Raw genomic sequence first — 13,303 nt, 5'->3', positions numbered from 1 at the left:
GGTTGGGAAAAATAAATGAAGAAGCATAAAGGAGCAAACATAACATGTGGTTAAGTTTTTATAATCGTGAAGCAGTCGGGGATACATTAATGTTGACGAAAGGGGATATCGCTGTCCGCCAAGAACAAGCATGCGAATCAAAAGGCAATGTGACACGCATTTTCAACAACCGTACAAATGAAACGATGGGCTACAATCTATTTTCGATTTCAGACACGCTGGTGTTGGATGCAAACGGACAAGTGCTGTTATCCGATGAAGAAGCGGCAAAAGTGAATACTTTGATCCAAGCGGCAGGTTTCAGTGACGCCATCGTCGTCGATCGTTCGCCTAAATTTGTTGTGGGTTACGTCAAGGAATGCGTGCCGCATGAAGACTCCGACCACCTGTCCGTTACGCAAACGGAAGTGGACAACGGTGAAGTGCTGCAGATCGTCTGCGGTGCAGCCAACATCAAAAAAGGCCAACGCGTCGTCGTGGCCAAACCAGGCGCTGTCATGCCTAGTGGTTTGATCATCTGGCCAGGTGAATTGCGCGGCGTAGCCAGCCAGGGCATGATCTGTTCCGCCAAAGAATTGCAATTGGAGAACGCAAGCCCTAAAAAAGGCATCCTTGTGTTGGATGACAGCTATGCAATAGGCGCAGCATTTTCCAAATAACCCTATGGAATTTTGTCGGAAAAAGAAGTACTATAATAAAGGAATTCCATTGAAACCAGGCAGCGCATTGCCTGAAGCAAAACAAGAGAGGAGTTGACTGGATGAGTCGCTATGATGGACCCAGTTTTTTTCGGCATGACCATCATTCAGGGATGGATGGAAGTCATCCTGCAACAAATAAGTTTGATTTTCCGAATTACCTGAAAAAAGAGGATGAAGAGCATGGCATGCTGGAAGAAAAAGGCGATTCTGCACAACCGTCCTCCTATATCTCACAAGATTTGCTGCATCCTATGGATACTGTCCCTTACATCCGCCACAACAAAGAGGCATTCGTTTCCTTCAGGGACAAAGTTGTGAAGCCTGCCGAAGATGTTTTTGCAGTCGAGAAAAAAAGACTAAAGGAAGAAAAGCAGAAGGAGCGCCGCACGGAATTGGGCATGCATCCTTTCGCATCCTATAAAAGCAGAAGACCTTTCCAACTGACCGAAGTGCCGGAACCGTTGAAAGGTTGGGGAAACCTGCATGAAAAGAGAATCGACTATCGCGCGATCGCAGCCTTATTGAGAAAAAATAGCTCAGATTTGCTTCTTTTCGAATTGGGTGCACCTGTTGAAGACGATGCGGTTTTGAAAGAGGACAACGTGGGAGGAAGTGAGTTGCAGCCGTTGGAAGGCAAATCCAAACGGGCGATGAACCGATCGTTGTTGGGTATCATGGAGCAGGAACGCTCTTACGATGCAACCGGGAAATTTGTCCATGAGGCAGCTGATTCGGCAAGTCACTCTTATTTTTAGTCATGGCATTGTAACATTAACTTGATTTGTATGCTGCGGTTGGTGGCATAATGAAATTATTGACATGTTTGACATCAAATTTTAAATAATTTCATGCATTTTCTTAATTCGTGCGTGCTATACTGGTTCCGGTTCAATAAATGGACAGCAAGTCATCATGTCCTAAGAGAGTGTTTTGAGGCACAAACATCAGAAGGTAGCCGAAAGACTAACCTTCCTTATTCATTTGGAGGTAATTATGGAAACGGAAACGATTTATCATTTTGTCGGCATCAAAGGTTCCGGGATGAGTGCGTTGGCATTGATCCTGCATGGAAAAGGCTATAGAGTCCAAGGTTCCGATGTCGAAACTTATTTCTTTACGCAAAAAGGTTTGGATGATGCAAGCATCACAATCATGCCATTCAACGAAGCGAATATCACACCGGGTCTGACGGTCATCGCAGGGAATGCTTTCCCTGATTCCCATGAGGAAATCGCTAAAGCGAAAGAACTTGGTTTGACGGTTATCCGCTACCATGATTTCATAGGCGAATTGATCAAAAACTATACGAGCGTCGCCATAACCGGTTCTCACGGAAAAACAAGCACAACCGGTTTGTTGTCCCATGTGTTGGACGGGATTGCTCCGACTAGCTATTTGATCGGCGATGGCACTGGCTTCGGCCGGGAAGATGCGGAGTACTTTGTGTTGGAAGCTTGCGAGTACAGACGTCATTTCTTGGCCTATTCCCCGGACTACGCCATCATCACGAACATCGATTTCGATCACCCGGATTACTACCAGGATATCAATGATGTTTACAGCGCGTTTGCTGCTTTTGCATCCCAAGTGAAAAAAGGCATCATCGCTTGTGGGGAGGATGCCTATGTCCGTGAACTGAAAGGTAAATATCCGGTAACGTTTTACGGGTTCGCTGAAGACAATGATGTTGTCGCCAAAAATGTCACGAAAAACACAAACGGCAGTCAGTTCGATGTGGAAATAAATGGCGAGTTGTTCGGTCATTTTGAAATCCCGTCATTCGGCACGCACAACATCCTCAACTCATTGGCCATCCTCACATTCTGCTGGTTGGAAGGATTGGACAAAGACAAGGTTGCTGCTCAGTTGAAGACCTTCTCAGGCGTAAAACGTCGCTTCAGCGAAAAATATATTTCGGATATGGTCGTCATTGATGATTATGCCCATCATCCATCCGAAATCCGCGCTACACTCGATGCAGCTAGACAAAAATACCCTGAAAAGGAAATCATTGCGATTTTCCAACCGCATACCTTCACGCGCACGGTTGCTCTGCTTAGTGAGTTCGCCGAGGCGCTGGAATTGGCCGACAAGGTCTTCCTTTGCGATATCTTCGGCTCCGCTCGTGAAAAGGACGGACAGGTTTCAATCGGCGATTTGGCCGAAAAAATCGAAAAAGGCGCAACGGTGTTGAACGTCAACAACATGTCTCCGCTTTTGCAGTTTCATGATGCTGTCGCCATTTTCATGGGTGCAGGGGATGTTCAGAAGTTTGAATTGGCTTACGAAGAGCTGTTGAGCCACAGTGTGCCGACAAAAAATTAATTCAATGCATCAAAAAAGTCCAGGAAGCAATTCTTGGGCTTTTTTTAATGCAAGACAGAGCGGGCTTGGTCCGGTTATCTGAATAAATAGGCCCAAACGGTTAAACGGCTTTTATCGGGACGGGGTTTTTGATATGATAGACATATATGTGTTCAAAGAAAGGAAAAGTGAAAATGGGTCTGAAAGATATAAAGCTTGGGAAATCGATTGATGAAATTCAAGAGGGGGATTCGTTGACTGTCACCGAAATCATCGAAGACAAAGATATTTTGCTGTATCTTGGGTTGACGAATGACGGGAACCCGCTCTATATTCAACATGATTATTCGCAGACGACTCGGTTTCATAAACCGATTGTGCCAACCGTATTGTTGGTGGGGATTTTGACGAGCAACGTATCCAAACATTTACCGGGTCCGGGTTCACATATTGTGGACGTTTCTTTGAATGTGATCGAACCGATCTACCATAACAACATGATAACCTTCAACTTTGAAGTGGAGCGCGTGGACGAGCGCCGTGAACAAGTCACAATCAGCGTTGTCGGAACGAATATGGATAATGAACGAGTATTGGATGCGGAATTGATCGTAGAGACACCCTGCAAATTGATTTTTGATGAGGCAGAGAACGTGATCATGAACGAGCGAACTGAAGTCGAGGAGAATGCCGATAAGGTAGTTTATCCTACAACGATGGCAGATGACGATTCAGAATAAGCAGAGTTAGGATGTTAACAGATGACTGATAAAAAGAAAAAATTACTATTGGTGGATGGCAGCAGTGTGGCTTTCAGATCCTTTTTTGGATTGCCGAATCTGGATGGGTTCCGCAACAAAAACGGCTTGCATACGAACGCGCTCTACGCCTTCAATAATATATTGGAACGCATCTTCCAGACAGAAGAGCCGACGCATCTGTTGGTAGCATTCGATTCAGGAAAAACGACTTTCCGCAATGCCCTTTATGGCGACTACAAAGGCGGGCGTGCAAGCATGCCGTCGGAGTTATCCGAACAGTGGCCCTATTTTGGCGTCCTTGTCCATGCCTTTGGTGGCAAGACGTATGAATTGGTCAATTATGAAGCTGACGATATCATCGGGACTTACTCGCGGATGGCCGATCAAGCCGGCTATGATGTCGTCATCATTTCAGGCGATAAGGATATGATCCAATTGACGACGGATAATATCCGGGTCGATATCACCGTCAAAGGCGTGTCGGAATTGAAATCCTACACCCCGGACGTCATCCGTGGAGAATACGGCATCGAACCGAGACAGATCATCGACATGAAAGGTCTGATGGGCGACTCGTCGGATAATTATCCGGGCGTCACTAAAGTAGGCGAGAAGACTGCTTTGAAACTCTTGACCGAATATGGTTCCATCGAAAATCTATACGAGCATATCGATGAACTGAAGAAAAGCAAGATGAAAGAGAACCTTATCAATGATAAAGAGAATGCGTTCATGAGCAAAACTTTGGCTACAATCGATCTGGACTCGCCGGTGACATTGAAGCTTGATGAACTGGCGGTTGAAGGCAAACAGATCGACAAACTGACCGACTTTTACCGCGAAATGGATTTCAATGGCTTCTTGGACAAACTGGGCGTGGCCTCGGAAGACCGCTCGGAATCCTTCGAGGACATCCATTTCGAAGTCCTGACGGAAATCCGTCCCGAGCATTTTACGGACCGGATGGCACTGTATGTAGAGATGCTTGAAGACAACTACCATGATGGGAAAATCCTCGCAGTCAGCTGGGGAACGGATGAAAAGATTTACACAGCTTCTTTGGAAACAGTGCTGGCAAGTGTTGCTTTCGAGGAATGGGCTGAAAATGTGGGAGCCCATAAAATTGTTTACGATGGCAAACGGACGATGGTCATGCTGCATTACGCCGGTATCGCGCTGGCAGGCATCGACTTTGATATCCTGCTGGCTTCCTACATCCTGAATGCGAAGGACAACAGCAAAGATCTTGCGCAAGTCGCCCAGGAATACGGCTACAACGATGTCTCCTTTGATGAGGCCATCTACGGAAAAGGCGCTAAAACGGCGGTTCCCGAGGATGCAATACTGCATGACCATTTAGCGCGCAAAGTGAAAGCGATCCAGGCGCTGTTTGCCCAATTGAACGCTGAACTGGAAAGCAACGTGCAAAAAGATTTGTATTACGAAATGGAGCTGCCGTTGTCGTTTGTCTTGGCGCACATGGAAATCCAAGGGATCAAAGTGGAACCGCAGCGTCTTTTGACAATGAAAGAGGAATTTGCCGGCCGCTTGCTTGAAATCGAAAAAACCATCTATGCCGAGGCGGGTGAGGAGTTCAACATCAACTCACCGAAGCAGCTGGGTGTCATCCTGTTCGAGAAGATGGGCTTGCCCGCCATCAAAAAGACGAAAACGGGCTATTCGACAGCGGTGGATGTATTGGAGAAGCTACAGGCGCAAGCGCCGATCGTGGAGCACATCCTGAATTACCGACAGTTGGCCAAGCTGCAATCCACCTACGTGGAGGGACTCCTGAAATTCATCAAACCGGAAACCGGAAAGATCCATACCCGTTATCAACAGACATTGACGCAGACCGGTCGTTTGAGTTCCGTCGATCCGAACCTGCAGAACATCCCGATCCGGATGGAGGAAGGCCGGAAAATCAGACAAGCTTTCGTTCCGCAACAAGCAGGTTGGAAGCTGTTCGCCTCCGACTATTCACAAATCGAATTGCGTGTGCTGGCGCATATTTCCGGGGATGAGCATCTGCGCGAAGCCTTCCTGGAAGGCCAGGATATCCATACTTCGACAGCGATGCGTGTATTCGGCATCGAGAAACCGGAAGACGTCACTGCCAATCTGCGCCGACAAGCGAAAGCCGTCAATTTTGGTGTTGTTTATGGCATCAGTGACTATGGTTTGTCCCAAAACCTGAACATCACCCGAAAAGCTGCTCAAGAATTCATTGACCGTTATTTCGACAAATATCCAGGTGTGAAGCAATTCATGGAGGATATCGTCAAGGAAGCGAAAGAGACCGGTTATGTCGAAACGCTGTTCCACAGACGCCGTTACCTGCCTGACATCCATAACCGCAATTTCAATCTGCGCTCCTTTGCCGAACGCACCGCCATCAATTCGCCGATCCAAGGCACTGCCGCCGACATCATCAAAGTGGCGATGGTCCGGATGGATAAAGTCCTTAAGGAAAAAGGGCTTCAAGCGAATATGTTGTTGCAGGTGCATGATGAATTGATCTTCGAATGCCCGGAAGAAGAGATTCCGGTCTTGGAAAAATTGGTGCCGGAAATCATGGAGCATGCAGTTGACTTGGCTGTGCCGCTCAAAGTGGACAGCAACTCCGGAGATAGCTGGTATGATGCAAAATAAAAAAGGAACAAACCGATAAATGAAAGGGGCCTGCTTATGCCGGAATTGCCAGAAGTAGAAACCATCCGCAAAGGACTCATCAACCTTGTCGGAGGAGCCGTCATCATAGATGTAGCCGTCTTTTGGGATCGTATGATCACGCCGCCTTTCTCCACGGAACGTTTCAAGACGGTTCTGCGGGGGGAACAGATCCACACCATCGAACGCCGCGGCAAGTATCTGATCTTTTTGTTGGACCACTGGGCGATGATTTCCCATCTGCGGATGGAAGGCAAATATGAGGTCAGCGAATCCGATGAACCGATCAAGAAGCATACGCATGTCATTTTTTATCTCGCCGATGGCCGCCAATTGCGTTACCTTGATGTGCGCAAGTTCGGTAAATTTACGTTGTTGCCGATCGAAAAGCGAGATGAGTATGAACCTTTCAAAAAAATGGGGCCGGAACCGACCGCGGATTTCTTCAAATTGAGCAAATTCAAAAAAGATCTTGCCAAGTCGCATCGTGCAATCAAAGCGGTCATCCTGGACCAGAATATTGTGGCCGGCGTCGGGAACATTTATGCGGATGAATCACTTTTCCAAGCTAAAATCCATCCCCTGCAAGCCGCCGATACAATCGGCCCGGCTGCAGCCAAAAGGCTGCATGAAGCCGTCATGGATGTGATCAGTAGATCAGTGGAGGCCGGAGGGTCGACGATCCGGACCTACAAAAATACGTTAGGAGAGGCCGGTAAATTCCAAGTCTCTCTTGCCGTTTACGGTCAAACCGGGCAACCTTGTCCGAACTGTGGTCATCCGATCGAAAAGATAAGGGTTGCACAGCGAGGAACGCATTATTGTCCGCATTGTCAACAACTGCCGAAGACGCGTTCAAAGGCACCAGACATCACTGATATTGCCTACGAAGGGGCGAAATAAACGAACATGAGCTATATATTAGGACTTACAGGAAGCATCGCTACAGGGAAATCGACTGTAGCGAAGCTGTTTTTGTCTGCGGGCATTCCGGTTGTCGATGCAGACTTAGGAGCAAGGGCTGTCGTTCTTCCGGGTGCACCAGGGTTAGCGGACATCATCGAACATTTTGGGGAAGCCTATCTGCTGTCTGATGGTACGTTGGATCGCAAACGTTTGGGAGCGCTGATTTTTTCGGATAGGGAGAAGCGTAAAGAACTGGATGTGTTGCTGAAGGAGCGCATCAATGATTGGATACAGGCAGAAAAAGAGCGTTATATTTCGGAAGGGCACAATCTGATTGTGCTAGATATCCCATTGCTGTACGAAGGCGGGTATGAGGACAGTTGCGATGCTGTGATGGTCGTCTATGTTCCAGAAGAACTTCAAGTGCAAAGGCTGATGAGCCGCAACCATTTGGATGCGGATGAAGCTACCCGGAGGATGCAAAGTCAGCTATCGATCGAGAAGAAAAAAGAACTGGCTGACTTTGTCATCGACAATTCCGGAACAATTGAAGAAACAAAAAAACAAGTCAACGATTGGCTGCTCAAACATAGAACTGTGTAGCCTGAAAGTGCCATAAAGACCATCTTTTCAAGGTTTTTGAGCCACAAGTATGTTATAATGAAGCGATAATAAACGAAAGAAAAGGGGGAAAGCCGATGCAATGCCCAAAATGTCACTATCACGGATCGCGTGTTGTCGATAGTCGTCCGGCTGATGACGGGAAAGCCATCCGCCGCCGTCGCGAATGCGAACAATGCCATTTCCGTTTCACTACATTCGAAAGGATCGAGCAAACGCCGTTGCTTGTCATCAAAAAAAATGGCACGCGCGAAGAATTCAGCCGTGAAAAGTTGTTGCGGGGATTGATCCGCTCCTGCGAAAAACGGCCGATCGCCCTTGAACAGCTGGAGACTGTCGTCAATGAGGTGGAAGCCGAAATCCGAGCGCTCGGAGAAAACGAAGTATCCAGCATCGTCATCGGGGAATACGTCATGGACAAGTTGGCCAAAATTGATGATGTCGCCTACATCCGTTTCGCAAGTGTTTACCGCCAATTTTCGGACCGGAAAACCTTCCTTGATGAATTGAAGAATATGGAGAAGAAAAAAGCCGAACAAGCGGCTGCTGAAGCTTCAGACATCCAACCATCCGATGCTCCTCCCCACGAGGCAGCCCCCGGAAAGGAAGACAATGAACAATGAGTTATCCATGGCAAAATATAAGTCCTAAGGATGCTTTCAGAGCAAGCCAGACGAACTTAATTTCCGATGTGGACCGCAAAATCCTGACGCAATTGTATCAGCCCATCATCGGGCCGCAAGCGTTCAGCCTTTATTTGACGTTGCTTGCGGAGATTCCGCAGGAGAGCTATTGGAGCAAGGAGTTGCTTCACACCGAATTATTGGCTCTATCAAACAGCGGAATCCAAGAGTTCTATCAAGCGCGCGTGAAATTGGAAGGGATCGGTTTGCTGAAGACATTTCTGGTAAACGAGCCTGAGAAGCAATACCTTTACGAATTGCAGCAGCCGCTGTCCAGTTATGCTTTTTTCAGTGATGACCTGATGGGGTTGCTGTTGTACGAAAAAGTCGGCGAACGGAAATACCGTGAGTTGCAGCAACGGTTCAGTCGGCAAGTCCGCGACCTAAAAAATGCGGAAAATATTACCAAGTCCTTTTTGGATGTTTTTTCTTTCTCGGAAAGCGCCTTTACGGAGCAAGCGCGGATGCGGCAGAACGATAATACGTTGTTGGGTGATAATGCGGCAAGTCTGCCCGTTATCGAGAATGATGGTTTTGACTTCTCGTTTTTCCGGCAGTTGTTGAACAAACAATTTGTTAAACGCGAATCCATCACAAAGGAATTGGAGCACACAATCACTATCCTCTACACCTTGTATGGTTGCGACGAACTTCAGATGGCCCAGTTTATTCTGGAGGCCGCCGATATCGAATCCGGCAAAGTAGACGGAGAAACGCTCAAGAACATTGTGTCTGCTGCCTATGAACAGCGACACAGCAATCGTTTGGAAGTTAAGGACAAAGTCACTCAGAGCATCCAACTGGCTAAAGATACTGAAAAAGGCCGGGAACAAAAATTGATCCAGGCACGCTTTTCCAGTGAAGAGATCTCGTTCATCAAGGCGTGTGAACAATTGACGCCGCATCAATTTTTGACGAGCATCAAAAAGCAGAAAGGCGGCATCGTGACCGCTTCGGAGACGCAATTGCTGCGCACGCTGATGGAGAAAGCCGATTTCAAGCCGGGTGTGCTCAATGTACTGACGCACTATGTGTTGGTCATCCTCAACAATCCGCATCTTTCCAAGGCCTATGTGGAAGCCATCGCAAACGATTGGCTGCAGGATGGTGTCGATTCGCCGGAAAAAGCGTTGGCGAAAGCAAAACAATTCGCCGGCGAGATGAAAGCGAAAGCTGAGAAGCGGGCAGCCAGCCGAACAACCGCGAAGAATTACGGGAAAACGGTGGCGCGCAAGAAAGAAAACTTGCCGGATTGGGCTAAAGATGAGCAAAAAGCAGTTGTGGAAACACCGCTGACGCCGGAAGCGCAACAAAAATTGAATGAACGCATCAAAAAATTAAAAAGTAGCGGAAAGGCAGGGGATGAGTGATGGATCATATCGGAAGAGCATTTTACAAATATATGAATAATCCCGAAATCAGCCAACGCTACAAAGGCATGATCGACACAATCATGAAGGATGCCGATGTGCAGGCGTTCTTCCAGAAACACGAAGAGCGACTGTCGCGGGAAATCGTCGAGAGAAGCTATTCGAAATTGCACGAATATGTGCAGGAAAAAGAGAAAATCAAGCTGGGGAAAGAATCGCAGAATCCCGGTTATGAGCCGAACCTCGTCTTGAATGCCGGTTACATAGATGTCGTCTATACACCGACGGACGAGACAATGGCGAGGGAAAAAGAAAAGGAATTGCGGAGCCGGGTCCATTCCATGTCGATGCCGAAGGATGTCCGTACGGCGACGTTGGAGCGGTTTGTCCAATCAAACGAGCGGATGCCCGCCATTCTGGAGTCGTTGAATTTTATTGATTCATTCAATGGGAATCCGAAAGAGCATCACCAAGCTTTGTATTTCTACGGGCCTTTCGGAGTAGGGAAATCTTATCTGCTTGGTGCGATTGCGCATGAATTGGCAATGGGCGGCCATCTGACGACACTGATGCATTATCCGACCTTCACGATGGAGATGAAGCAGGCGATCCAGAGCAACACGGTCAACGAAAAGATTGATGCCGTGAAGAAAGCTGAGATTCTGATGTTGGACGACATCGGAGCGGAAGCCAATTCCACCTGGATCCGTGATGAAGTGCTCGGTGTCATCCTTCAGTACCGGATGCAGGAAGACTTGCCGACCTTCTTCAGTTCCAACTTTACGATGCAGCAGTTGGAGGAACATTTGCGCATGGGCAACCGAGGCGATGACGAGCCGATGAAGGCGAAACGTCTGATGGAGCGGATCCGTTTCCTGTCGCGCGAGGTTCCTATGACCGGGAAGAACCGCCGCTTCGAGCAATAGGCTGACGTTCAGCTTTTCTTAAATTAAGCTTGAAAACAATTATTTTTTGTGTTTAAATGGACTACAGATGAAACGAAAGACAAATCGATGAGAAAGACACCGATGGATGAACTGATTTTTAGCGAGGGATGGCTTGGTGAAACATCCTAATCAATCATGTATCGACCCCTTTCGAGAGATTCCCTGAAACTTCAGTAGGGGGAAACGGTACGCTCGTTATCGCGTTCAAGTAAGGATGAGACAGAATCTGAAGCGGATGGCTGTCGCACTCTTTGAATTTGGGTGGAACCACGTAGACACGTCCCATTTCCGGCACAAGCTGGGGATGGGCTTTTTTTATTGCCTTTTTTAACATTTAGGCACGTACAGAATTTAATTAACTGGAGGAATCAGCATGTCAGAAATCAAAATCACTTTCCCAGACGGCTCCGTAAAAGTATTCGAATCCGGCGTAACAGTGGAAGAAGTAGCAAAAAGCATCAGCAACAGCCTAGCCAAAAAAGCTTTGGCCGGAAAATTCAACGGGGAATTGGTCGACTTCACCCGTCCGTTGGAGACGGATGGATCGCTTGAAATCGTGACACCGGATCATGCAGATGGATTGGGTATCCTGCGCCACTCGGCTGCCCACTTGATGGCGCATGCCTTGACGCGTCTGTTCCCTGAAATTCATTTGGGGGTCGGACCGGCGATCGAAACGGGTTTCTATTACGACACTGATATGGAAGTGCAGCTTTCCGAAGAGGATTTGCCGAAAGTCGAAGCGGAAATGATGAGCATCGTGAAGGCGAATTATCCGATCGTCAGACGTGAGGTGAGCCGTGCGGAAGCGTTGGAAATCTTCGCAAATGATCCTTACAAAGTCGAATTGATCACAGCGTTGCCTGAAAATGAAATCATCACTGTGTATACGCAAGAAGACTTCACGGACCTTTGCCGCGGCGTCCATGTGCCGGCAACCGGAAAAATTCAAGTCTTCAAGCTGTTGTCGCTGGCGGGTGCTTACTGGAGAGGGAATTCGAACAACAAAATGATGCAGCGCGTCTACGGGACAGCCTTCTTCGACAAGAAAGCCTTGGCTGAATTCATCAAGATGCGCGAAGAAGCGAAAGAACGCGATCACCGCAAGTTGGGCAAAGAGCTGGATTTGTTCATGGTTTCGCAGGAAGTCGGTTCCGGCTTGCCATTCTGGTTGCCGAAAGGCGCGACGATCCGTCGTACGCTTGAGCGTTACATCGTCGACAAAGAAGTGAGCCTGGGTTACCAGCACGTCTACACGCCGATCATGGCGAATGTGGAATTGTACAAAACTTCCGGCCACTGGGACCACTACCATGAAGATATGTTCCCGCCGATGGATATGGGCGATGGCGAAATGTTGGTGTTGCGTCCGATGAACTGTCCGCATCATATGATGGTCTATAAAAACGATATCCACAGCTACCGTGAATTGCCGATCCGCATCGCTGAGTTGGGTATGATGCACCGTTACGAAAAGAGTGGCGCTTTGTCCGGATTGCAGCGTGTGCGTGAAATGACTCTGAATGATGCCCATGCATTTGTCCGTCCGGATCAGATCAAGGACGAGTTCAAACGCGTACTGCAGTTGGTCATGGATGTTTATGCAGATTTCCAGATCACTGATTACCGTTTCCGTTTGAGCTACCGCGATCCTGAAGACAAAGTGAAATACTTTGATGATGATGATATGTGGAATAAAGCGGAAGCGATGCTGAAGGAAGCGATGGATGAATTCGGTCTTGAATACTTCGAAGCTGTCGGAGAAGCAGCGTTTTACGGCCCTAAATTGGACGTGCAGTTCAAAACAGCGATGGGATTGGAAGAAACGATGTCCACGATTCAATTGGACTTCCTGTTGCCTGAGCGCTTCGACCTGACTTATGTCGGCGAAGACGGCGAAAATAACCATCGTCCAGTCGTTATTCACCGAGGTGTCATTTCCACAATGGAGCGTTTTGTGGCGTATTTGATTGAAGAGTACAAAGGTGCGTTCCCGGTATGGTTGGCTCCTGTCCAAGCGACGATCATCCCTGTAAACTTGGACTTGCATGCTGATCAAGCTTTTGAACTGAAAACCGTAATGGAACAGTTGGGTATGCGCGTTGAAGTTGACGACCGTAACGAGAAGATGGGCTACAAGATCCGTGCTTCCCAGACTCAAAAAATCCCTTACCAATTGGTCATCGGTGACCAGGAATTGGTGAACGGAACCGTCACTGTCCGCCGCTACGGCTCGAAAGAAATGGTTACTTTCAGCATGGATGATTTCTTGGCTGAAATTCAATCTGAAATCAAAAACTTCAAATAATCTTATCAAATCCACATTTTTCTGAGCAAATC

11 protein-coding genes are annotated in these 13,303 nt (G+C 47.7%); all 11 read left to right on the top strand.

Features of this window, described 5'->3' with window-relative positions; translation table 11 throughout:
- Nucleotides 1-44: 44 nt before the first annotated feature.
- The 11 genes from ytpR (at nucleotide 45) to thrS (ending at nucleotide 13,271) form a co-directional block, all read left to right on the top strand.
- Entirely contained in the window at nucleotides 45-659 is a 615-nt protein-coding gene (ytpR, locus tag BMZ71_RS03270; protein ID WP_086988292.1) for a YtpR family tRNA-binding protein, read from the top strand.
- A gap of 101 nt (nucleotides 660-760) precedes the next feature.
- Nucleotides 761-1,456: a hypothetical protein gene (locus BMZ71_RS03265; RefSeq protein WP_086988293.1), complete on the top strand. Its 696-nt coding sequence runs from the start codon at nucleotides 761-763 to the stop codon at nucleotides 1,454-1,456.
- 238 nt (nucleotides 1,457-1,694) lie between these two features.
- Nucleotides 1,695-3,026 carry a UDP-N-acetylmuramate--L-alanine ligase gene (murC, locus tag BMZ71_RS03260; protein ID WP_086988294.1) on the top strand — a complete coding sequence of 444 codons (1,332 nt, stop codon included), beginning with the start codon at nucleotides 1,695-1,697 and terminating at the stop codon, nucleotides 3,024-3,026.
- A 173-nt stretch (nucleotides 3,027-3,199) separates the two neighbouring features.
- Nucleotides 3,200-3,745 carry a MaoC/PaaZ C-terminal domain-containing protein gene (locus BMZ71_RS03255; protein WP_086988295.1) on the top strand — a complete coding sequence of 182 codons (546 nt, stop codon included), beginning with the start codon at nucleotides 3,200-3,202 and terminating at the stop codon, nucleotides 3,743-3,745.
- Between the two features lie 21 nt (nucleotides 3,746-3,766).
- Entirely contained in the window at nucleotides 3,767-6,418 is a 2,652-nt protein-coding gene (gene polA, locus BMZ71_RS03250) for a DNA polymerase I (RefSeq protein ID WP_086988296.1), read from the top strand.
- A 36-nt stretch (nucleotides 6,419-6,454) separates the two neighbouring features.
- Nucleotides 6,455-7,339 carry a DNA-formamidopyrimidine glycosylase gene (gene mutM, locus BMZ71_RS03245; protein ID WP_086988297.1) on the top strand — a complete coding sequence of 295 codons (885 nt, stop codon included), beginning with the start codon at nucleotides 6,455-6,457 and terminating at the stop codon, nucleotides 7,337-7,339.
- A 6-nt stretch (nucleotides 7,340-7,345) separates the two neighbouring features.
- Entirely contained in the window at nucleotides 7,346-7,945 is a 600-nt protein-coding gene (gene coaE / locus BMZ71_RS03240) for a dephospho-CoA kinase (RefSeq protein WP_086988298.1), read from the top strand.
- A 95-nt stretch (nucleotides 7,946-8,040) separates the two neighbouring features.
- On the top strand, nucleotides 8,041-8,586 hold the full coding sequence (gene nrdR / locus BMZ71_RS03235) for a transcriptional regulator NrdR (RefSeq protein WP_086988299.1): 546 nt from the start codon (nucleotides 8,041-8,043) through the stop codon (nucleotides 8,584-8,586).
- Nucleotides 8,583-10,016, top strand: a complete 1,434-nt coding sequence (locus BMZ71_RS03230) for a replication initiation and membrane attachment family protein (protein WP_086988300.1) — start codon at nucleotides 8,583-8,585, stop codon at nucleotides 10,014-10,016. Before nrdR ends, BMZ71_RS03230 begins: the two co-directional genes overlap by 4 nt.
- Nucleotides 10,016-10,942, top strand: a complete 927-nt coding sequence (gene dnaI, locus BMZ71_RS03225) for a primosomal protein DnaI (RefSeq protein WP_086988301.1) — start codon at nucleotides 10,016-10,018, stop codon at nucleotides 10,940-10,942. Before BMZ71_RS03230 ends, dnaI begins: the two co-directional genes overlap by 1 nt.
- Nucleotides 10,943-11,336: 394 nt before the next feature.
- The gene (gene thrS / locus BMZ71_RS03220) at nucleotides 11,337-13,271 is read left to right on the top strand and encodes a threonine--tRNA ligase (RefSeq protein WP_086988302.1); all 1,935 of its coding nucleotides are present in this window, start codon (nucleotides 11,337-11,339) and stop codon (nucleotides 13,269-13,271) included.
- Nucleotides 13,272-13,303: the final 32 nt, after the last annotated feature.

The organism is Trichococcus flocculiformis, assembly GCF_900113645.1.
Classification (GTDB): Bacteria; Bacillota; Bacilli; order Lactobacillales; family Aerococcaceae; genus Trichococcus; species Trichococcus flocculiformis.
Note: the sequence above shows the minus strand (reverse complement) of the source record. Positions and strands in the feature narration are given on the sequence as shown.

Bases quoted from the DNA above. Each gene is read 5' to 3' on its own strand.
- ytpR (WP_086988292.1), top strand. From the start codon at position 45: ATGTGGTTAAGTTTTTATAATCGTGAAGCAGTCGGGGATACATTAATG.
- BMZ71_RS03265 (WP_086988293.1), top strand. From the start codon at position 761: ATGAGTCGCTATGATGGACCCAGTTTTTTTCGGCATGACCATCATTCA.
- murC (WP_086988294.1), top strand. From the start codon at position 1,695: ATGGAAACGGAAACGATTTATCATTTTGTCGGCATCAAAGGTTCCGGG.
- BMZ71_RS03255 (WP_086988295.1), top strand. From the start codon at position 3,200: ATGGGTCTGAAAGATATAAAGCTTGGGAAATCGATTGATGAAATTCAA.
- polA (WP_086988296.1), top strand. From the start codon at position 3,767: ATGACTGATAAAAAGAAAAAATTACTATTGGTGGATGGCAGCAGTGTG.
- mutM (WP_086988297.1), top strand. From the start codon at position 6,455: ATGCCGGAATTGCCAGAAGTAGAAACCATCCGCAAAGGACTCATCAAC.
- coaE (WP_086988298.1), top strand. From the start codon at position 7,346: ATGAGCTATATATTAGGACTTACAGGAAGCATCGCTACAGGGAAATCG.
- nrdR (WP_086988299.1), top strand. From the start codon at position 8,041: ATGCAATGCCCAAAATGTCACTATCACGGATCGCGTGTTGTCGATAGT.
- BMZ71_RS03230 (WP_086988300.1), top strand. From the start codon at position 8,583: ATGAGTTATCCATGGCAAAATATAAGTCCTAAGGATGCTTTCAGAGCA.
- dnaI (WP_086988301.1), top strand. From the start codon at position 10,016: ATGGATCATATCGGAAGAGCATTTTACAAATATATGAATAATCCCGAA.
- thrS (WP_086988302.1), top strand. From the start codon at position 11,337: ATGTCAGAAATCAAAATCACTTTCCCAGACGGCTCCGTAAAAGTATTC.